This window comes from Vibrio stylophorae (assembly GCF_921293875.1).
Lineage (GTDB): Bacteria > Pseudomonadota > Gammaproteobacteria > Enterobacterales > Vibrionaceae > Vibrio_A > Vibrio_A stylophorae.
In genome coordinates this window covers 1,976,393-1,996,683 of the sequence record NZ_CAKLDI010000001.1, presented here as the reverse complement: position 1 = coordinate 1,996,683, position 20,291 = coordinate 1,976,393, and the positions used below count along the sequence as shown (strand labels likewise).

Annotated in this window: 21 protein-coding genes and 1 pseudogene; 2 read left to right on the top strand and 20 right to left on the bottom strand. The window is 50.0% G+C overall.

Annotated features, from left to right (window positions below; translation table 11 throughout):
* Window positions 1-20 precede the first annotated feature (20 nt).
* The 17 genes and pseudogenes from L9P36_RS09160 to L9P36_RS09080 form a co-directional block, all read right to left on the bottom strand.
* Window positions 21-1,256 (bottom strand): beta-ketoacyl-ACP synthase, encoded by a 1,236-nt coding sequence (locus tag L9P36_RS09160; protein WP_237466394.1) that lies wholly within the window; start codon window positions 1,254-1,256, stop codon window positions 21-23.
* 2 nt (window positions 1,257-1,258) lie between these two features.
* Window positions 1,259-1,984 (bottom strand): 3-ketoacyl-ACP reductase FabG2, encoded by a 726-nt coding sequence (locus tag L9P36_RS09155; protein ID WP_237466393.1) that lies wholly within the window; start codon window positions 1,982-1,984, stop codon window positions 1,259-1,261.
* Window positions 1,984-2,445 (bottom strand): hotdog family protein, encoded by a 462-nt coding sequence (locus L9P36_RS09150; protein WP_237466392.1) that lies wholly within the window; start codon window positions 2,443-2,445, stop codon window positions 1,984-1,986. The genes L9P36_RS09155 and L9P36_RS09150 overlap by 1 nt, the downstream gene beginning before the upstream one ends.
* Window positions 2,442-3,665 (bottom strand): beta-ketoacyl-[acyl-carrier-protein] synthase family protein, encoded by a 1,224-nt coding sequence (locus L9P36_RS09145; protein ID WP_237466391.1) that lies wholly within the window; start codon window positions 3,663-3,665, stop codon window positions 2,442-2,444. The genes L9P36_RS09150 and L9P36_RS09145 overlap by 4 nt, the downstream gene beginning before the upstream one ends.
* On the bottom strand, window positions 3,665-4,276 hold the full coding sequence (locus L9P36_RS09140; protein ID WP_237466390.1) for a DUF3261 domain-containing protein: 612 nt from the start codon (window positions 4,274-4,276) through the stop codon (window positions 3,665-3,667). The genes L9P36_RS09145 and L9P36_RS09140 overlap by 1 nt, the downstream gene beginning before the upstream one ends.
* Window positions 4,266-6,680 carry an MMPL family transporter gene (locus tag L9P36_RS09135; RefSeq protein ID WP_237467900.1) on the bottom strand — a complete coding sequence of 805 codons (2,415 nt, stop codon included), beginning with the start codon at window positions 6,678-6,680 and terminating at the stop codon, window positions 4,266-4,268. The genes L9P36_RS09140 and L9P36_RS09135 overlap by 11 nt, the downstream gene beginning before the upstream one ends.
* A complete protein-coding gene (locus L9P36_RS09130) occupies window positions 6,652-7,269 on the bottom strand; it encodes an outer membrane lipoprotein carrier protein LolA (protein ID WP_237466389.1) in 618 nt (205 codons plus the stop codon). The genes L9P36_RS09135 and L9P36_RS09130 overlap by 29 nt, the downstream gene beginning before the upstream one ends.
* Before the next feature lie 35 nt (window positions 7,270-7,304).
* Complete coding sequence (locus tag L9P36_RS09125) at window positions 7,305-7,718, bottom strand: acyl-CoA thioesterase (RefSeq protein WP_435532738.1); 414 nt, start codon at window positions 7,716-7,718, stop codon at window positions 7,305-7,307.
* A 2-nt stretch (window positions 7,719-7,720) separates the two neighbouring features.
* Window positions 7,721-9,268, bottom strand: coding sequence for an HAL/PAL/TAL family ammonia-lyase (locus L9P36_RS09120; RefSeq protein WP_237466387.1), 1,548 nt, complete (start codon window positions 9,266-9,268; stop codon window positions 7,721-7,723).
* Window positions 9,269-9,271: 3 nt separating this feature from the next.
* Complete coding sequence (locus L9P36_RS09115; protein WP_237466386.1) at window positions 9,272-11,023, bottom strand: glycosyltransferase family 2 protein; 1,752 nt, start codon at window positions 11,021-11,023, stop codon at window positions 9,272-9,274.
* A 9-nt stretch (window positions 11,024-11,032) separates the two neighbouring features.
* Window positions 11,033-11,389 carry an ApeI family dehydratase gene (locus L9P36_RS09110; RefSeq protein WP_237466385.1) on the bottom strand — a complete coding sequence of 119 codons (357 nt, stop codon included), beginning with the start codon at window positions 11,387-11,389 and terminating at the stop codon, window positions 11,033-11,035.
* The gene (locus L9P36_RS09105) at window positions 11,379-12,776 is read right to left on the bottom strand and encodes an AMP-binding protein (protein ID WP_237466384.1); all 1,398 of its coding nucleotides are present in this window, start codon (window positions 12,774-12,776) and stop codon (window positions 11,379-11,381) included. The genes L9P36_RS09110 and L9P36_RS09105 overlap by 11 nt, the downstream gene beginning before the upstream one ends.
* Window positions 12,773-13,330 carry a COG4648 family protein gene (locus L9P36_RS09100; RefSeq protein WP_237466383.1) on the bottom strand — a complete coding sequence of 186 codons (558 nt, stop codon included), beginning with the start codon at window positions 13,328-13,330 and terminating at the stop codon, window positions 12,773-12,775. The genes L9P36_RS09105 and L9P36_RS09100 overlap by 4 nt, the downstream gene beginning before the upstream one ends.
* A complete protein-coding gene (locus L9P36_RS09095; RefSeq protein ID WP_237466382.1) occupies window positions 13,330-13,578 on the bottom strand; it encodes an acyl carrier protein in 249 nt (82 codons plus the stop codon). Before L9P36_RS09095 ends, L9P36_RS09100 begins: the two co-directional genes overlap by 1 nt.
* A gap of 18 nt (window positions 13,579-13,596) precedes the next feature.
* A pseudogene (locus L9P36_RS09090) lies at window positions 13,597-13,860 on the bottom strand (phosphopantetheine-binding protein); the annotation flags it as partial.
* An 11-nt stretch (window positions 13,861-13,871) separates the two neighbouring features.
* On the bottom strand, window positions 13,872-14,645 hold the full coding sequence (locus tag L9P36_RS09085) for a lysophospholipid acyltransferase family protein (protein WP_237466380.1): 774 nt from the start codon (window positions 14,643-14,645) through the stop codon (window positions 13,872-13,874).
* The gene (locus L9P36_RS09080) at window positions 14,638-15,384 is read right to left on the bottom strand and encodes a beta-ketoacyl synthase chain length factor (RefSeq protein ID WP_237466379.1); all 747 of its coding nucleotides are present in this window, start codon (window positions 15,382-15,384) and stop codon (window positions 14,638-14,640) included. The genes L9P36_RS09085 and L9P36_RS09080 overlap by 8 nt, the downstream gene beginning before the upstream one ends.
* Window positions 15,385-15,929: 545 nt before the next feature.
* Here L9P36_RS09080 and L9P36_RS09075 point away from each other — a divergent pair.
* Window positions 15,930-16,994 carry a class I SAM-dependent methyltransferase gene (locus L9P36_RS09075; RefSeq protein WP_237466378.1) on the top strand — a complete coding sequence of 355 codons (1,065 nt, stop codon included), beginning with the start codon at window positions 15,930-15,932 and terminating at the stop codon, window positions 16,992-16,994.
* Window positions 16,995-17,197: 203 nt separating this feature from the next.
* A complete protein-coding gene (locus L9P36_RS09070; protein WP_237466377.1) occupies window positions 17,198-17,455 on the top strand; it encodes a YfcL family protein in 258 nt (85 codons plus the stop codon).
* 82 nt (window positions 17,456-17,537) lie between these two features.
* Here the strand turns inward: L9P36_RS09070 and L9P36_RS09065 are convergent, their stop codons facing one another.
* The 3 genes from L9P36_RS09065 to L9P36_RS09055 all read right to left on the bottom strand — a co-directional run bounded on the left by L9P36_RS09065 (window position 17,538) and on the right by L9P36_RS09055 (window position 20,260).
* Entirely contained in the window at window positions 17,538-18,488 is a 951-nt protein-coding gene (locus L9P36_RS09065) for a bile acid:sodium symporter family protein (RefSeq protein ID WP_237466376.1), read from the bottom strand.
* 315 nt (window positions 18,489-18,803) lie between these two features.
* Window positions 18,804-19,631: a 23S rRNA (guanine(745)-N(1))-methyltransferase gene (gene rlmA, locus L9P36_RS09060; RefSeq protein WP_237466375.1), complete on the bottom strand. Its 828-nt coding sequence runs from the start codon at window positions 19,629-19,631 to the stop codon at window positions 18,804-18,806.
* A gap of 128 nt (window positions 19,632-19,759) precedes the next feature.
* Window positions 19,760-20,260 carry a YfbU family protein gene (locus tag L9P36_RS09055; protein WP_237466374.1) on the bottom strand — a complete coding sequence of 167 codons (501 nt, stop codon included), beginning with the start codon at window positions 20,258-20,260 and terminating at the stop codon, window positions 19,760-19,762.
* Between the last annotated feature and the right edge of the window lie 31 nt (window positions 20,261-20,291).

Here is a 20,291-nt window from a genome sequence, read left to right as displayed (position 1 = left end):
TTAGTGAGCGAGAAAATAGGTTATTCACCTGAGTAGCGCTTAAAGATGAGTGAGGTATTAATGCCGCCAAAGGCGAAGTTATTACTCATGACGTAATCACAGTCGATATGACGGCCATTGCCTTGAATATAATCCATCTCGCCGCAGCGGGGGTCAATCTCATCAAGATTAATGGTTGGCGCAAACCAGCCTGAATTCATCATCTCGATGGAGAGCCAAGCTTCCACAGCGCCGCAAGCGCCAAGGGTGTGGCCAAAATAGCTTTTCAAAGAGCTGATAGGGGCGGTGTTGCCAAAAAGGTTGGCACTGGCTTGGCTTTCTGCAATATCGCCTTTTTCAGTGGCGGTGCCATGGCCATTGATATAACCGATATCCTTAGTTTCTAGCCCAGCGTTTTGTAGCGCCATCTCCATGCAGATTTGCATGGTTTCTTGATTAGGCTGGGTCACATGGGTGGCATCACAGTTGCTGGCAAAGCCAACAATCTCAGCATAAATCGTCGCCCCGCGCGCCTTGGCGTGTTCATACTCTTCCAACACTAAGGTGCCAGCGCCTTCACCAATGACCAAACCATCGCGTTTGGCATCATAGGGACGCGGGCTTAAATTTGGTGTGTCATTTTTCAAGCTGGTGGCAAAGAGGGTATCAAAGACCGCCGCTTCTGTCGGACAAAGCTCTTCAGCGCCGCCAGCCAACATCACGGTTTGATAGCCATGTTGAATCGCTTCAAAGGCATAACCGATGCCTTGGCTGCCGGAGGTGCAAGCACTTGATGTCGGGATCACTCGACCACGAAGGCCAAAGAACAAACCCACATTCACTGCCGCGGTGTGCGGCATCATTTGCACATAGGTGGTTGCGGTAATGCTGCGTGTGCTCTTTTCATTGAGCATGGTACCAAAGGCACCAATCGGTCCTGTACTGCCAATGGATGAGCCATAAGCCACCCCAGTTTGACCATTGGTAAGCACATCCATCCCAAGCAAGCCTGATTGCTCTAGGGCAAGCTCACTGGCCACAGTGGCCAATAAAGACACCCGGCCCATAGCACGCATTTGCTTACGGGTGTAGTGCTTAGGGGGGGTAAAATTATCAATGGGCGCAGCGAGTTTGGTGTTGAGTCCTTCATACTGTTCCCACTCAGGCATATAACGAACACCGCTTTGCAAAGCAGCGAGCCGAGGTTGTACCTCGGCCCAAGTGTTGCCTAGTGACGTAATACCGGCCATGCCGGTAACGACTACGCGTTTTTTCATACTTATATTAATCCACCATTGACCGAAATCACTTGGCGCGTCACATAACCGGCAATATCTGAAAATAGGTAACTCACAGCACCGGCCACCTCTTCAGGTTGCCCCATGCGTTTGAGTGGAATTTGTGGTAGCGCATGATCTTTTACGTGGTCGTCCACCATCCCCGTGTCGATCAGCCCAGGCGCTACGCAATTGACGGTTATTTTGCGTTTTCCAAGTTCCAAAGCTAAAGCCTTGGTCGCCCCAATCACGCCAGCTTTTGCTGCACTGTAGTTGGTTTGACCGCGGTTGCCCATCATACCGGATACTGAGGCGATGGTCACGATGCGCCCGCCCTTACGTTTTTGAACCATGGGCATGATCAAAGGATGAAGCACGTTATAGAAGCTATCGAGGTTGGTATGGACGACGCCATCCCACTCCTCTTCGGTCATCGCTGGAAATGCGGTATCACGGGTAATGCCTGCATTATTGACCGCGCCATAATAAGCGCCATGCTCAGCGATATCGGCTTCAATGCGCTCACGACATTGCGCGCGATCGCTGATATCAAATTGAATCAAGCGGCCTTGACCGCCCTGCGTTTCGATATCGGCAAGGGTAGTCTCTGCGCCTGCGCGATCGCTCATATAATGAACCAAGATGGTAAAACCATCTTGCGCGAGTTGTTTGGCAATGGCTTGGCCAATCCCTTTGCTGGCACCTGTGACGAGCACTGAACGGGTCATCAATTTGTCTCCTGAGTCATCGCCGCCAGTGACGCCTGCGGCGGAATAAATGCGTTAAGTTGGCAGTGAGCAAGCACTTCGCCCTGATGCTCGATGCGACAGGTAAAGGCGCTCATACCGTTATTTTCTAAAACTTTTTCACCATGAATATCAAGCGTCATGCCGGCACTAAACTGGCTGATCGTGCTGCTAAATTTGCGCGTACCAAGCAAAAACCCCATGGGTGGTACCTGTGATTTTTGCCGCGCTTGATAGCCCGACCAACAGCCCACGGTTTGCGCCATAAATTCAATGCCAACCCAAGCGCCCACGCCCTGGCTGGCGGTATCATAGAAAAAATGGTCGGTGCTGATATCCACTTGGCAATGCGCGGTTTCTTCGCCAATGGCGATGACTCGGCTCAGGAGCATCATTGGCGCGCGATGGGGTAGTAGATGCTCTAAGTATTCAATTTCATTCATGCGCGATCCTCACGGCCCAAAATCAAGCTCATATTGTTGCCACCAAAGGCAAAGGAGTTACTTAAAATGCGTGGCTTGGCCAAAGGTTGCTGCTGCTGAAGCAAAATCGGTGCAATCTCAGGATCGCGCTGACCATCATTGAGCTGCGCTGGTGGTGTCAGTTGATGTTTGAGCACCAAGTAGCTAATCGCCGCTTCGATGGCGCCGGCTGCACCAAGGGTATGACCGGTGAGTGGCTTGGTTGAGCTCACCGGCACTTTATCTGCAAATAGCTGATAAATGGCTTTTGACTCCATGGCGTCATTGAGTGGCGTGGCCGTACCATGGGCATTGATATAGCCAATATCCTCAACGGTTAAGCCCGCTTGGTCGAGGGCACATTGCATGGCACGAATCGCCCCCTCGCCTTCAGGATGAGGTGCGGAGATATGGTGTGCATCAGAGCTTGCACCCGCGCCTAATAAGGCAATGACAGGGCCATGTTCAGGTTTATCGCGACCCAGCAGCATCACACTCACTGCCTCACCAATATTAATGCCGCTGCGATTGACGCTAAAGGGCAAGCATGGCTCAAAGGAGAGCGCTTCAAGGCAGTTAAAACCATTGAGGGTGAGCGGGCAGAGGGTGTCGGCACCCACCACTAAAACCGCATCAACCAGATGGCTTTCTAGCAACATTTGCGCGCTCATCATGGCGCGGGCGCTGGAGGAGCAGGCGGTGGAAACCGTATAGCTTGGCCCTTCAAGGCGCAATACGTAGCTAACAAAATCGCTGGGCGCGGCGGTTTCTTGCTGGTGGTAGTGAAAATCTTCCGGCAGTTCGCCGTGCACTTCCATATATTGAAGCGCTTCACTACTGCGGTTGATACCTGAGGTGCTGGTGCCAGCCACAACGGCAACGCGATCAGGGCCAAACTGGCTGACAGCGGCTTGTACTTGCGGGGCAATTTGCGATAGTGCTGTGGCAATCAGTTGGTTGTTGCGTGAGCGATATTCCACAGGGAGATGTTCAAGGGATTGAAGCTCTTCATGAATGGCACCCACAACGGTGGGTTTACCATTGTTTAGCTGGTCATAAACGGAAACCATGCCGGGGCTTTGGTTTTTCTTGAGCGCAGCAACCGTGCTCTGTTCATCATGACCAAGGGCAGAAAGCAAGCCGCAGGCCTGAATATAGCAAGGTTGGGCGCGTTGAATGTCGGTAGAAACGCTGTCAGTCATCATGCATCCTCGGTCAAAGTTTGAATTTGAATTTGATAGCCCAGCTGATGTTGGGTCAGGGTGATAGTGCCCTGAAGTGGCGGCTGGGTTTGATAATCAATGGTGGTAATCAGTGTGCCCTTGGCATCAAAGAGCTGGCGTTGCTTGCCGCTATCCACAAGCCGCCAATCTTTAAAATGGGCGCTGTTGGCAAAGGTGTGTTGCCATGCGTCAAGTGGCCAAAGGGCGAGCATTAAATCAAACAACACATATTTAGGGTCGGGCAGCTCTGCACCCGCAATGCTGTCATGTGTGATTTTCTGGCCATCGTAGCTTAAGCCGAATAGACGTGTGCCCCAGCTGGAAAAACCAGCAAGCGCCACACCTTGCGCTGTCACTTCAAGTTGTGCGGGTAGCACTCGTTTTTGTCCCTGCCATTGCACTTCAATAAGTTGGCTGACCATCAGCGATTGCCCCAGCGCACTGGGTGCGGGATACACTAAATCTTCAGCAAGATAGGCAGGACGCGGACGCATCAAGGCGCAGCTTGAAAGTATACTGGTCACGGCGAGAAGGATAACCACACGTCGCATTGTGGTTATCAGATTCGCGGTGATGCGATTAGTGATCATGGTTGGGCTCCTGCTTTGCGCTTTGTGACGGGTTCACTTGCGTTGACTGCGCCGTTGTCATCTCTTGGTGAATGGTGCCGCGGCGGACTTGGCGAAGCGCCAAGGGCGATAGCAACCAAGCGGTGGCTATACCGGTAAAGACAGTGATACCAAAACTATGAATGGCATGGGTTTGACTGAGTGACAGTAAACCAAAGGACAAAATAGTGGTGAGCGCAGACAGCGTTACCGCTAAGAGTGTCGCATGGGGGAGCTGGTGCTTCTGGCGTTCTTGCTCGGCAAAGAATAGGGTGTAATCAATACCAATGCCGAGCACCAAAATAATCGCGAGCAGGTTAAATAAGTTGAGCGCATAACCGCTGAGCGCCACACAGGCAAGACCAACTAAACCTGCGGTAACTGGCGGTAGCATCAAAACTAAAGCGCGGCGAATGCCATAGCGCCACAAAAGCAGCAGGGCAATCAGGCCATAGGCAATGATGATGAGCTCAGCCACATGGTGACGATAGACCTTTAATATCTCGGAAACCTGGTCGGCTTTGTCGAGATATTGCACCGCGTTGTATTGGTTCGCTAAGGTTTGCAGTGGCTGCGCATCGGTGAGGCCGTTGAGCAAAATCAGTGCGCTGGCTTGACCATCAATTTCGCCGAGCCAAAGCGTTGATAGCAGATCGAGACGATCCTGAGACAGTACCGTGGCAAGGGTCAGTGGCGTATAGGCATCATTTTGGATCTGGGTATTAAAGCTCATCCCCAGCTGACGCGCTAACTGCGGTCCCTGATAGAGGTAGAGTTTTTGTACCAAGGCAAAATTTTGTTTTTGCTTTGCTTGCGAAGGCAAGTAGCTTGCCAAGGCTTGATAGCCAGAAATGACATGATCTTGAACAAGCTGATCTAGCTCTGGGAGTAGACGCTCTTGTAGCTGTAATACTTCCTCGGCATTTTGGCCCTGAATCAGTAAAAATTGCGGACTGGTGCTTTGCCCCATGATCTCGCCCATGCGTTTTTCTTGGTATTGCAAATCGCTCGGTAGGCTTTGCAATAGGCGAATATCATCGTTGTAGCTGGCATGAAAGAGTCCCCATAAACTAAATCCAAGCATGCAAACCGGCAGTAAAATGCGCACGGCACGCCAGCGCCAAAATTGTAGCCATAAATTGACAGGTACTTGGGTTCGTGCCGACAAGCCTTTGCTGCTCGGCGCTTGAGTGAGATAGGGATAAGCGCACACCACGGTAAAAAAGGCGCCAATGAGCCCCATGGTGGAAAATAGCGCGAGCTGCTGCAGGCCAGGGAAAGGCGCAGAGAGCAGGCCCAAATAACCAATGACGCTGGTCAAAAGTCCCAAAGTAATGGCTGGCATCAGCATGCGTAGCCCCTGGTCACTGTCCCATTTATCCGCCATGGCTTGGCGTTCGGTGAGGTAATGAAAGGCGTAGTCGATGGAGACGCCCGTTAAGCTAGCACCAAAAATCAAACTAAAGAGATGCACTTCGCCAAATACCCAGCGGGTAGAGACATAGGCCAGTAATAAGCCGACACACACCGATAGCAGGGCTAAAAATAGCGGTCGGCCACTGCGATAAACCAACACCAGAATTAAAATAATGCCCAGCAGTGAACCCAAGCCGATGGTAGAGATCTCTTGCTGCGCACTTTCAGTGCCTTGGGCGGCATAAAATACCACACCTTGGCGCAAAATTTCGGTATTAAATCGCTGATTAATCGCGTTTTCGACGCGCTTTAGCTCAGGAATTTGTTGATGGATGCTGAGCTGGTAAGCCGACCCTTTGAGTTTGGCGCGAACCAGCACGTAGTGACGCTGCCCTGAGGTGGCGACTAAGTGGCTGTTGATTAAATTGAGCTTGCCCGCATGGGCGCCAAGCTGGCCGATAAATTCGCGAAACAGCAGCATGGGATCTTGGCTTAGCTCTTGGCTGCTGACCCCGGCAAAAGGGGAAAACAGCGCGGTTTTCACCCGCGTCAGTTGCTGTTCTGGATGCGTGCCCAAACGTTCGCGCTGTGCATTGGTAAGCAGCTGGTAGCGATAAGGGAAAAACAGCTTGCCCCATTGTGCTTGGGTTTGGCTGTCGATTTCGCTTTGCACATCGGTGAGCCAATCAAATTGTTTGAGGCGCGCGGCAAAGGCGTCACTAGCGGCAATAGCCTGTTTTAGATCTTGCTGACCAACCAAGAAGATCACTTGGTTACTGAGTTTGTCAGCAAAACGAGCAAAGGCCATCTCAGCCGCTGGGTTTTGTTTATCCTGCGGCAAAAGGGCCATGATATTGGTTTGAATCTTTGCGCCTTGACTGAATTGGACTGCCGCCAAACAGAGCAAGATGACTAGCGTACCCAGCCAGTAATAAAACCGCTTAGAGATTGAAAATAGCGCGTTCTTCATCACTTAAAACTGCTGGCTCCGTGCGTTGGTTAATAAATTCAATGACGGTGCGATCGCCGCGCACCTCCTGTAAGGTCAGTTGGTTGACAAACTGTCCACCCTTGAGATTGATTGATGAAAACACTTGATTGAGCGGTGCGCTGGTGGGCACTAGGGTGAGTTGCCACTGCTCGGCATTGCCGGAAAGCTGCATCTCAAACTGTTCAGAAAGGGCGTCAGTTTGACCTTGAAATAGCGACAGGAATAGATGGCTAAAGTGGAAAATTACTGGGTTATCTTGGGCGGCTAATCGCTCTTCACTGCCATCGGGTAGGCGTTGTAATAATTGGTCTTGGGTGAGGACCACTTGTACCGCAAAGGGGCGTGTTTGCTGCCAATTTAAGCCATATTCAGCCGCGACTAAAAAATTGCCCGAAGACTGAAGCGGTTCGGAAAAGAGCGCTAAATGGCGGGTTTGGCGAAATTCGCCTTGAATCACCGAATAACGACTTAATTGCTGCTGCAGCGCTTGGCTGGTGAAAGGGGCGTTAGGATCATTTTGTTCAGGGCTGGAAAGCGGCTTGGCAGCAACCGCTGGGGTTACTGCCAAGATGCATACACTCAGAAGCCAAATGCAAAGACGTCTCATAGGTAGGGTTCCAATTTTTTACGGAAAACATCGGGCGACATAAAACACATTTCCCCCGTTTTTTCTTCCACGGCGACCTGAAGTGTATGCGCCTTATTGAGACACTGACCTGTCTGCGCGTCATAAATGCGATAGTCCACTCGCAATCGATTTTCCCACTCCGTGAGATCGGCGGTGACACGGATTTCCGTGCCAAAAGGAACAGAACGCACGTATTTAACGCGGGTATCGATGATTGGCCATAGATAGCCAGATGCTTGCATCTGGCGATATCCATAATCCATTTTGTCCATCAATACGCGACGTGCTTCTTCAAAGTAACGAAAATAATTGCCATGCCACACGACGCCCATAGGGTCGGCATCTTGAAAGGGCACCACAAACTGCACTTCGGCACTGAGAATAGGCATTGTTAGTAAAGACTCCATTTCGCGGTTTGAATCGCGCTAATAAAGTAACGCAATTCCGCTTCCAATGGACGATCGGTCTCAACCAGTGGGAATTCACTGCTGATCGCTTCGACCATGGATTTGAGTCCTGCGCTAAGCTGACTTGCATCCAATTCACCTTGACGCTCACGCAAGCGAATCGCTTGGGTTGCAGCCAGTAGGCTGGCAGCGGTCACTTGCTCGGTCAGTTGCAACACACGTAAGCAATCGCGTGAGGCAATGGTCCCCATGCTCACCTTGTCTTGGTTGTGACATTCGGTTGAGCGAGAGAACACGCTGGCAGGCATGGTGCCTTTGAGCGCTTCTGCAGTCCATGCTGAAATCCCGATTTGCACCGCTTTAAAGCCGTGGTTGATCGGTTTCGTTTCACCGCTGGCGCCAGATAGGTTATATGGCAAACCGTTGTTAAATTTATAATCCATGAGCTGCGCCATTTGACGATCCAACAGATCGGCTAAGTTCGCTACGGCTGTTTTCAGGGTATCCATCGCCATGGCGATATGGCCGCCATAGAAGTGACCACCGTGAAGTACGCGCTCGTTATCACCATCGATAATTGGGTTATCGTTGGCACTGTTGAGCTCATTTTCAATGAGTTGGCGTAGCCAAGGCAAGCTATCTTGCAAAACACCGATCACATGTGGGGCGCAGCGCAAAGAGTAGCGATCCTGAAGGCGATCACTGTTGCGTGGTGGACGCTCTGCATCCAAATCTTTGCGTAGCCATGCTGCAATTTGTTGCTGGCCTGGGTGCGGTTTCACCGCAAACAATGACTCATCAAAATGGAAGTCATTGCCTTGCATACCCACGCTCACCATCGCCGTAATACGGGTACAAAGCTGAGCGAGATATTCAGCGCGCTTATAGGCAATACAGGCAAGGCCGGTCATCACCGCGGTGCCGTTCATCATTGCCAGACCTTCTTTTGGCTGCAATTTGATGGGCTGAATACCAAGCTCTGCGAAAATAGATTCGGTTGGGCGTAGCTCACCTTTGTAGTAACACTCGCGCTCACCAATCAGCGCGGCAGCTACGTAAGACAGTGGGGTTAAATCGCCACTAGCACCCACAGAGCCTTCTTCAGGAATACGCGGCGCAATGCCTTCATTAATTAAGGTGACGAGCTGGTTTAATAGCTCAGGAGTTACACCTGACATACCCTGTGAGAGCGAGCAAAGACGCGTTGCTAATACAGCTAAGCTTTGCTCTTCAGTGAGGTTATTGCCTAGACCACAACCGTGGAAACGGGTGAGGTGTAGGGGTAAATCGTGCACTTGGCTGGTTGGGATCGCAACGGTACAGGAGTCACCATAGCCAGTGGTTACACCATAAATGACGCCTTCTTTGTCCAATAGGGTCTCAAGAAACGCAACACCACGGTTAATTTTATTTTGAAACTCACTGCTGTCGTTTAGCTGTGCTTTTCGTTGACCTTTGGCAATCTCTACTACATCTTCGATTGTCAGGCGTTGTTTCCCAAAAATAACCGGGGCATGTTGAGAACTGCTCATGGATTATTTCCTTTCTGTTAATTGCCAAAATTTAAAAAAGTTAAACCACTGCAACGGCGCCTTTAGGACGTAGTGTTGCAACCGCGTGGCGTATGCATCCACCGCTTGTTGTAACGCGGCTTGACGTGTTGCCCTTGGTAGCGCAAGCGATTCAAACAGTGGATCAAAGTAGATATCAAATCCACGGCCTTGCTCTTGACGCAGCCCAAATAAGGTATACACAGGGCATTTGAGCAAACTGGCAAGGATAAATGGCCCCTGTGGAAAGGGCGCGACTTGACCTAAAAATTCAGACCAGATGACCCGACTTTCATTGGTGGTCGAGGTGCGATCAGCCATGATCACCACCCATTCGCCTTGCTTAATTTTGTCTTCCAAGGCCATGGCCAGTTCAGGTCCCACATGATTGACTGAAATCAGATTCAGCGCTGCATCTGGATTCACTGAGGTGATCACCTCATTAAATTTCTGAGCGTGCTCACTAAAGACCAAGGCATTGATTCGTAAGCCGGGATGAATGTGACTCAAGGCCCGACACAATTCTAAATTACCATGGTGAGCCCCGAGCAGAACAATGCCCTGATTGGCTTCTGCGAGGTGGGTATAATGCTCTAATCCGTGGATTTTCAGTGCATTTTCACCAATTTGACCATCCCAAGCTGCCAATTTATCGAGCATTGTTTCGCCGTAGCTGAAAAGATGACGAAAAGTGGTTAATTTTTGTTTATTTCGATCTGTTTCACTTTGGTTAAACCGATGTAATCGATTGAGGTAATCTTGTGATGCTTCACGCGCCGATCGCGCGCTCAGTCGATAGTAACCAATGACCGGATAGAGCACGGCGCGAAATAATCCGCGACCAAATACACGATAAACCCACAGCAACAGTTTCATCGCTGCGATGCTGCCTTTCTCTTTTTTGGCAGACCAATGCTGCGCTGTGGCTTGAGATTGTGTGCTCTGTGGTTGCGGGGGCTGTGGCTGCTGTGGCGCAGGGCTTGGCTTCGGTAAGCGAATGCTGGGCGTGCGAAAATGTCTGGCAATCAGGCGCGGCGCGCGAATCAACATGCCGCAGCACAATTTCGTGTGCATCCAGCTAATACGCAAGTTATCGCGCAGCGCATCAAAGTGAGACAAACCATCTTGCGGGTAATGAACTCGGGTATCAATAAAGCGTACGGGCACATTGAGCCAATCGAGACGCACCATCAGCTCGGTATCAAAGTCCATACGCTGACCAATGCTGCGCTGATTGAGCACCGCTATACATGCATTGAGCGGATAACTGCGAAAGCCGCACATACTGTCTTTAATATGTAGCCCCAAGGTTTCAATCCAGACCCAGACATGGGTGACATAACGCCCGTAAAGGCGCGCCTTGGGCACACTTTGGTCATAAATGGGTTTGCCTGATATGAGCGCTTGCGGCGCTTGCTCGCTGGCGCTGAGCAGGGCAGGTAGGTCGGCCAAATTATGCTGACCATCGGCATCAATTTGAATGGCATGACTAAAGCCTTGCTCGGCCAATGCGCGCATTCCGGCGATAACGGCGCCGCCTTTACCTTGGTTGTATGGTAAACGCAGAATTTGCACGCGAGGCAGATTGGCAAGAGCATCGATATATTGCTGAGTGGCCAGATCGCTGCCATCGTCAACGATCATCACGGAATGGCCAAAAGGCGCCAACTGCTCAAGCAGTGGCGCTAGTGTTTTGCCATGGTTGTAACATGGAATTAAAAAACAGGGGTGAAACACAACCGTTCCTTAGGTGGGGATGGTACTAGAAAAAGCGATACGTCCTGAGGCGTGCACACTTTTTTCTGATTGGTACTGAAAGCTCACTTTTCGTTTGCTGGCATCCCATTTCAGGGCGAGTTTGACGGTCATATTTGGGCGCATTGGCTCTTGAAATTTCAGCGCCTCAAGGGCGAGAAAATCCCCCTGAACCGGCAATAGTGCTCGGCTGTACTGGATCGCCCAATCGGTTTGTGTGACGCCAGGCAGCAGGGCAAACTGTTCAAAATGGCCCTGAAAATCTGCGATATCAGCATCAATGTTGAGCGTTAATTCAACGCCGTTATCCATTTGCTCTTGACCTAGGATGCTTGGCTTACGCTTCATCGACAAGTTGCTCCTGAGGTTGTTCATGATGTTGTTCTAATAAGGCTTTAATTTGGTGATGTTGCCTTTTCCCTTGGGCATTGATCGGCAGTTGCGCGACGATCAAAATGCGTCTTGGGATTGCCACGGGCTCTAACCATTTTTTCAAATATTGGCGCAGCTCAATCCACAATTTGCCTTTACTGTGGCCGGTTAAAAAGTGTTGGCCTTCAGCGGTGAGTGTGACCACAGCGCCAAGGTAGGTGCGATTGCCTTGCCCTTGAGTGGGCGCGACGGCCGCGTCATCAATCCATGGATTGCGCTCTAAATGCTGCTCGATTTCGCTGAGCGAGACGCGTTTCTCTTCAATTTTCACCACCCGATCGGCACGGCCTTTGAGCAGGAATGTGTCGCCGCTCAGCTCAATCAGATCATCGGTGTGATACCACTCGTTGCCGACAAAAGGCGAGAGAATCATTAAGCAGCCAAGCTCGTTTTGTTTGCCTTCAATGCCGGGCATCAATTGCCATGGTGTGGTCGTTGAAAATTGCTGGCGATGGGCAATGCCACCGGTTTCCGTGGAGCCAAAGACCTCATGGGGAAGCTGTTGCAAATAGTCAAGGCTGGCTTTAGCGCCATCTGGGCTCAGTGGGCCACCCGATGAAAACACCGCACGATAAGGATTGGCCGCGGGCGCACTTTCATGCTGCAGGCGTTTGAGCAGCGCAGGACTGCTGATCAGCACCCGGCTGTGATGGCTGTGGGCAATTACCTGTTCAGGAAATACCAGATTTTCACGCGCAAAGGCGCGACCCGTGCAAAGTGGCCACAGTAAGCGAAATAGCAAGCCATAAATATGTTGATGGGAGACGGTACTCTCCACTTCTAAAATCGTGTCGTCCCCCCACAGGGTTTCAAGCACGCTCACTTCCGCATCAAGATGGGTAAAGTGTTTACTAATGGCTTTGGGATAACCACTGGAGCCAGAGGTAAATAAAGTGAGGGTCAGGGCGGCTAAATCGAGGTCGGCAAACCAGCACTGGGGCATCACATCATGCTCGAGCGCTTCAGGTAGACGCAGCTGCATCGCATGCTCAAGATTGATGCTTTGATCCGTGAGGATGCCATCGATATGTTCACTCAGGCTTTGCAGCGCTTCAGGCTGCTGATTGCCGGGTAATAGCAGTGATTTATCCGCATGTGCCGCAGCGCAAAAAGCCACGGCAAAGAAATAGCTATCTTGGCAGCACAGTGCCCAGCGTTTGCTGCGCTCGGCTTGCAGTTGATGCGACAAGGTGGCCACATCGGTGCGAAATTGCTGCCAGGTTTTATCGCCAGCGGGGCCAAAAGCCACGAGCTGGTGCGCCGGGCGAGCGGCGTTTAGAAGATGACTTAAAGATGTTGTCATGGCTGTTTTCGTATCCTTGCTCGAACGAACCATTCACCTACGAACAGAGAGCCTGCTAGCAGGTAACTCAATAAGCCGTTATACAACGTCCAATAGGCTAACGGCGCGAAACAAGTGGCCAAGGCGATGCTGCCATTGATCACAAAGAAACCACACCAGACTTTGGTGACGGTGCGGGTATAGCGCACACCTTGCGGATCAAGTTCAGGCTCGCGTAAACGTGCCAAGCGTTCAATGATCGGCTGGGGTGTGGAGAGACTATAAGCAAAGACGCAAAGCATCAGTGCGCTGACCGCGACTGGATAAAATTGAAACCATGCGTGTTGCTTAAAGAGTGCAGCGAGAATGCATAAACCAAGACCAATCGCACCGGTAAAACCTGCGAGATTGGTCAGCGCATTTCGCTGCCCTTGAACAGCACCGAGGAGTCGAATGACAAAAAGGCCACCGAGCAATAGTGCCACCGTCGTAAAGCCAAAGTGACTTAACCCAAAATAAACGGCAAAGGGATAAATCAGCAATGCGCCTGCTGAGACGGCGGTCAACCAGCGCATTAGGCGTCCTGAAGTAGTGTCATCACCGCATCAACAACGTCATCGACGGTGCGAACGGATTTAAAATCTTCAGGGCTGAACTTTTTGTTCGTAATATTTTGGAGGCGAACGACCAGATCCACTGCATCGATACTATCAAGTTCGAGATCTTCATAAAGGGTGCTTGAACCCTGAATCTCATCGCTATCTAGCTCAAATAGCTCAACGAGAAGATCGCGAACTTGCCCAAATACTTCACTACGAGTCATGTTACAACAGGTCTCCGATTATGCTTGATTGGCTTGAATAAAGCTGGCGAGGTTGGCTACTGAAGCAAAGTGAGTACGGGTCTCTTTGTCTTCAGGATCAAGGCTCACGCCGTAACGCTTTTTCACAGATAGGCCAAGCTCAAGGGCATCGATTGAATCCAAACCAAGGCCATCACCAAAAAGTGGGGCATCGGTTTCGATATCTGCGGCATCGATATCCTCAAGGTTGAGGGAGTCAATGATGAGTTCTTTCAGCTCTTGATGCAATGTTTCCATAATATCCTCGTGCGTACTTAGTGTTTGGGTAACAGGGCTGTCATTAAATGACGATTAATTCGTCGCGCCGCCGCAGCCTCGCTTGGTGCATCGGCAAGAAAGGGCGCAACCGAAATCTTCTCTTGCACCACAACATGAAACAGCGAAATGGTCTCAGGCACCTGATACCATTTTTCTTGTTTGGTGAGTGATGAAGGGCGACAGGTGATATGGACCACCCGCATATCACAACCGGTGCGTGCCGCAATTTGCGCAGCGCCGCGTTGTAGCGTCATGGCTTCACCCGGCGTGGTTCGTGTCCCTTCAGGAAAAATCAAAATGCGATGGCCCAAGGCCAATCGCTGTTCACAGCGTTTCAGCAGGTCTTCCGGTGAAATATTGGGAATATAACCTGCGGCGCGGACAATGCCGCGGATAAAAGGGTTGTGCCAAATCGCCGCTTTGACGATGCAATCACACTGCGGCATGACCGAGGCGAGCATCACATAGTCAATTAAGCTCGGGTGATTGGCGATGACCAAACAACCTTTATCCTGCGCTAGGGTTGCTTCACCTTCAATGGTGCAATCAATGACATGAAAGGTGCGCATAAAACCAATAAAAAAGCGAAAGGCGCGGCTGATAATTTGTTGCACTTTCACTTCGCGTGCCATCGGGTCGCGTAGGCGACAGGTGAGCAGCGGGAAGATAAAAAAGGTCAGCAGTAATGCGCCAAGGCCAAACATCGTAAAACTGATGCCGGTGCCGACAATACGCCATAATTTGTCGAGGCCGCGAATCAGTTTATGCATCTTGTTGCCAGTGCCACACTTGTTGTTGATTGATTTGCTGCCACTGTGTCATCTCACTGAGATAACCATGCAAAAATGACAAAGCCATGGGACACGTCGCAGTATCGCCTGCTTCAATCAAACGCTGACTGCTCAGGCTAATTTGATTGCCTGCTTCAAGCAAAAGTGCCACGGCATAACCCGGGTGCTCTGTGGTTTGAAACTGAGCAAAATAGTCTGGCAGTGGCTGATCAAAATCGACCAGCAAGACGCGATGGGTGGGATTGAGCTTAAGATACATGCAAGCCTCAACCCAGCCTGCGGCAAAGCTATTGTTGCCAGAGGCCAGAGAGATCGCCGGCACTTTGCGTTTGCTGGCAATGGTAAATAGACCCGCAGCTGTGTTATGCACTGACTGTGAAAAAGCCATGGGCGAGGCTTCTTCGCCTTGGTTGAGGTCAACAATGGTTTCCATGGTGCGGCCAAGTTCGCCATGGCGAGAGGTGAAAATCACTGAATCCACTTGGCACGCATCATCTTGGCACAAGGTCAGCGCTGCTTGTACGGCCATTTTACTATTCAGGCTCATACGACGACGCATCATCATTGGAATGGCATCAAATTTAGGAATATCACCTGACTCAAGGGTGAGCGAAGGCTGCTGCGCCCAAGCCTGCCACTGCTGTTGATTGTTATAGCCAGGGGCAAGTGCATGCCATGCAAGGATATTGCAGCTAAGCGAATTAAGCGTGACGGCCATGGTGATCCTTATCAATGGGTATATGAGAAGCGAATTCAAAAGTATTATTTTGCTTTTTTATCATCAAGTAAAGTGATTAAATGCGTTCACTTTTTGCGTGTTAGTTTTGTGACCAATTGCGTAAGCGATGTTTCCAAGGTGCAATTTAAATTGATCAATCTCGATTTATTTCACAAAAGGGAACGATGGCGCTTGCTGAGCAAGATGGATTGCTCAATCAAATAGCACACACCAATGATAAGGCGGATGTGATGCTACCTGCGATGTGTGGGGCATGTCACATTCAGTCAATACGGATATGGGGTTAGTCGCGATGTTGAACTTGACCTCGAAATCGCGCTTATATCACCATTTTGTGATAGTAAATCGGTGTTTGATTGGATCAATATTCTGCACAATTACTAGCCGATAAAAATTAAATTCAGATGACGCAAAGAACCATCCCAATTTAATATATACGCAATTTTTCAAGCGGCCTTAAATTGATATTTGGTGACCAAAGTTCGTCCAAAAATATATTCATTCAGTGTTGTAAGGAGTGACACGTGGTTGATTTCTCTCCGCGCTTTGAACGAGCGGGTGATGCGCGCACCGAAGCGCAAAAACTGGCTTTTGCCCCATTTGCTTTTCAAACAGCCTTGGCTCTGCGTGAGCTTGGGATCCTGAAGGCGCTGGATGATGCGGGTGATACCGGATTAACTGCGACAGCGCTGGCAACAGTCACTGGTGTGAGTGAATATGGTGTGAAAGTGCTGCTGGATATGGGCCTTTCTGTGGGTATTGTCTTTTGGCAAGAGAGTCGTTACATCCTGAGCAAAATGGGTTATTTCGTTGAACATGATGAGATGACTCGGGTCAATATGGATTTTACCAATGACGTTTGTTACAAGCCTTTGGCGCATTTGCTTGAAGCGATCAAAACGGGCACGCCGGCTGGCTTAAAAGAGCTCGGCGATTGGACTACCGTCTATGAAGGTTTAAGCCAACTGCCAGAGCAAGCCAAGCAAAGCTGGTTTGCCTTTGATCATTACTATTCTGATCATGCATTCCCGGCGCTTTTGGCGCGCGTATTTGCACAAAAGCCAAAGCACATCGTGGACATTGGTGGCAATACTGGTAAATGGGCGCTGCAGTGCTGCCGTCATGACAGTGATGTGGCGATGACCTTGGTTGATTTGCCACAGCAGCTGGCGGTCGCTGAGCAAAATGCTAAAGCGGCTGGTTTTATTGAGCGCATGCATTTTCATCCTGCAAATATGCTCGCCGATGAGGTTCAGTTGCCATCGGAGGTAGATGTTTGGTGGATGAGCCAGTTCCTTGATTGCTTCTCACCGATGGAAGTGGTGCGTATTTTGCGTCAAGTTCATGCGCAAATGGCTGATGATGCGAAGGTTTATATTTTAGAGCTGTTTTGGGATAGCCAGCGCTATGAAGCGGCAAGCTATAGCCTCAATGCCACATCGCTCTATTTCACCTGTGTTGCTAATGGCAACAGCCGTTTCTATCGTAGCGATGATTTCCTTGAATTGGTCAAAGAGGCTGGTTTTGTCGTGGTTCAGCGCGATGAAGTGGGTGTTGGCCATACCTTGTTGGAGCTTCGTAAAGCATAATCGGAAGGTATGCCTTATGCCTCTTGACGGAAGGATTAAAGCGCATGAGCCATCATGCGCTTTTTTATGACCTGTGTTTACGCTTGGCTGGAATGAGGACGCGCAATTTGATGCATTGTCATACTGGCGCTTTTCAGGCACACTCGCGACAAGCAGATCAAAGATGTCTTGGTTGAATCAAGACCGATAAAAAGAGAGTCAGCATGCAAATTCTAGATTTTGAACAGCAGCTCATGGATAAAATGGACGCCAATGTCGCCCATGCCAGCGATGATGAGTTGTTTGCCAATGGTTACCTTCGCGGTCATATCTCTTTGGCCGTTGCGCAGTGTGAAGCGGAAGGCCTAGATGATCTTGAGCAATTGAAATCGCGCATTAACGCCAGCCTCAAGCAAGCTGAGCAAGAGCTCACACCGCAAGATCGCGTGGTTGTCGCGCATTTTTGGCAGCAGCTTCAATAAGCGGCAGGGCCAATAGCTCGAGCAAAATTAGCACGAAAAAGGCCTCATTGAGGCCTTTTTTATTGGCATTAATCCGCAATCTTTAGGCGGTTTTTTGCTTCGATTGGTTTGCCGATTTTTCTGATGGACCTTGTCTGTTGGCCCAAAAACCTGCCAGCAAAGAGCCTGAAATATTGTGCCAAACCGAAAATAGTGTGCCAGCAACGGCGGCAGTAGCGGTAAAGAACTTGGTTGCTAGCGCCGTGGCTAAGCCTGAATTTTGCAAACCGACCTCAAAGGCGATGGTGCGAGCGATGGACTCTTCAAAGCCCAGCAATTTGGCCACGCCATAACCCAAACCAAGTCCTAATCCATTATGTAGCACCACAGCTAGCGCAACAATCGGACCAATGGTGACGATATTTTTGACGTTCAGCGCAACCACAATGGCAATGATGAGCAAGATAGCTAGCATGGAAATGAGCGGCAGCAGCGGCTGTACTTTGCTGATTTGACGGTGAAACAACATATTGGCTGCAATGCCTAGGGTGACAGGCAGGAGCACAATTTTAAGCAAGCTTTCTAACATGCTGAGCATGGGAACATCGACGGCTTGGCCAGCCAAAAGCTCAGTAAGTAGTGGCGTCATGACGACGCCGAGTAGGGTTGAGATTGCAGTCATGGAGATAGACAGCGCCACGTCCCCCTTAGCCAAATAGGCCATCACATTGGACGATGTGCCGCCAGCAACACTGCCCACCAGTACCATACCGACAGTCATCTGCGCATCAAAATGAAGCAGCCAGCTAATGAGTAAAGCAAGCAGTGGCATGACACTAAATTGCAGCGCAATCCCTAAGCCCACGGCTTTTTTACGGTGCAGGACTTTGGCAAAGTCTTGCCATGAAAGGGTAAGCCCCATGGCCAGCATAATGATGGTCAAAAGCGGTACGATCATTGTTTTTTGCGCGCTAAAAGGAGCGGGTATCAAGTAGGCGCTGATGGCAAAAACAATGGCCCAAAGTGGGAAACACTTAATCAAAAAGTTGAGCATGAATTCATCCTTGAAAATGCTACAAAAAATTGAACATGCCATAGATTACTGCAGGCGAAAACAGCTCAGAGAAAATAACGAGAGAATGCTGTTTGCCGATTCATATTCAGTATATATGTGTGATAAATGGCGATTTTTACAGCATGATTGATAAGATGCTAGCTGCATAATCTAAAGGGTGAAGGCGAGGATTGGCGTGTTGATCAAGGATAATTATGGCGCCTGAACGCTAAAAAGCAGGGGGATACCCTGCTTTATCGATTCTGCATATTTGTTGCGAGATGCTGTGTGTGACCGCTGTTTTACGAGCTGCTGTTATGCAAGCGCCGCCTGATAATGGGCAATCAAAAAGTCGGCCTCAATTTGGTGAATCGGTATCTCGCTGATTTGCTGCCAAACTGGCGGTTTAGCACGCCAAGCAAAAGGCGTCATTTGTAAAAGCGCAGTGGTTTCGTTTGCGCTCAACGTCATGGGATAGTGCAGCGACTGGGTGGTTACACAATCAAAGCCTTCAAGGGCGGGCGCTTGTGCATCATGAAGGCGCACATCACCGTAAACATAGGCCTTCAGCTGATAAAGATGACGTGGGCCAGGGGTGACGGTGATCAGCGTGCCACCAGGTTTGAGTACGCGTTTGAGCTCGCTTGGCTCGCACGGCGCATAGATTTTGACAATCACATCCATGGATTGATCGCCATAGGGAAGACGCTGCGTTGAGGCCACGCAAAATTGCACATTATGGTAGCGTTTGGCCGCATAACGAATAGCCACTTTGGCAATATCTAAGCCATAGGTTTGATGTGCGACGCTGAGCTGCTGGGTATAAAAACCCTCACCACAGCCAATATCAAGTAGGCGCGCAGAAGGCTCATGGCCCAATGCGCTAATTGCTTGTTTAAGCGCATCAGCCAGCGGCTGATAATGACCCGCTTCAAGAAAGTCACGACGCGCTTGCATCATGGCTTTGCTATCACCAGGCTCTTTTGAGCGTTTATGTTGTACCGGTAGTAAGTTGAAATAGCCTTCTTTAGCGCGATCAAAGCTGTGGCGATTGCTACAACAAAGCTGGTGGGCATTTTCCAATAGCGGTTGTTGGCACAATGGGCATTGATAGGCCGAATAGGTATGACTGGACTGACTCATGGGGCGCTCACTTGATGAAAACAGCGCGAGTGTACTGAGATTGTGGCAAGGGCTCAAGGCTCTGCCCCAAATCGGCATAAAAAACCCGCTTGCGCGGGTTTTTTGTTGAAGAGCGATAAGCGCTTGTCTTATGCACCCAAAATTTGTTGCAGCTCCGTGGCACACAAGTGGTATTGGCGCGGGCAGTTTTTCCAAGTTTTGAGCATGCGCTGATATTTTTCCATCATTGGCACTTGGCTGTTGAAATGGTGATCTGCTTTATCAAATTGCGGGTACAGACCTTCGCTGCTGGTTAAAAAGCGCACATAGTGCATCAGTGCAGATTCCGTAGCGGCATCAAAGCCAAGGAACTGCAGGCGGCGTGGGTCAACTTGCGCTTGCTCATCGGCTTCTAGCATACGATGGGATTCTTGCAGTGCGTGGTGCATCTCCATCACTTCAATGACTAAGCGACAAGTGGTTTCATTGAGCTCGCCGAAATCTTTAGATAGCTCCTGAATTTGCAGGGCATAACCGCGCTCGACAATGGTTTGTAAGCGGCGATATTTGGCTGCATTATCGGGATCCATCTGTGCCATCAAATAGTATTGGTTGGATAGAATGAGTCGTTGAGCATTGGTCATTTCCATAAGAAAGCCTTCATTTTAAATGTTATCAATT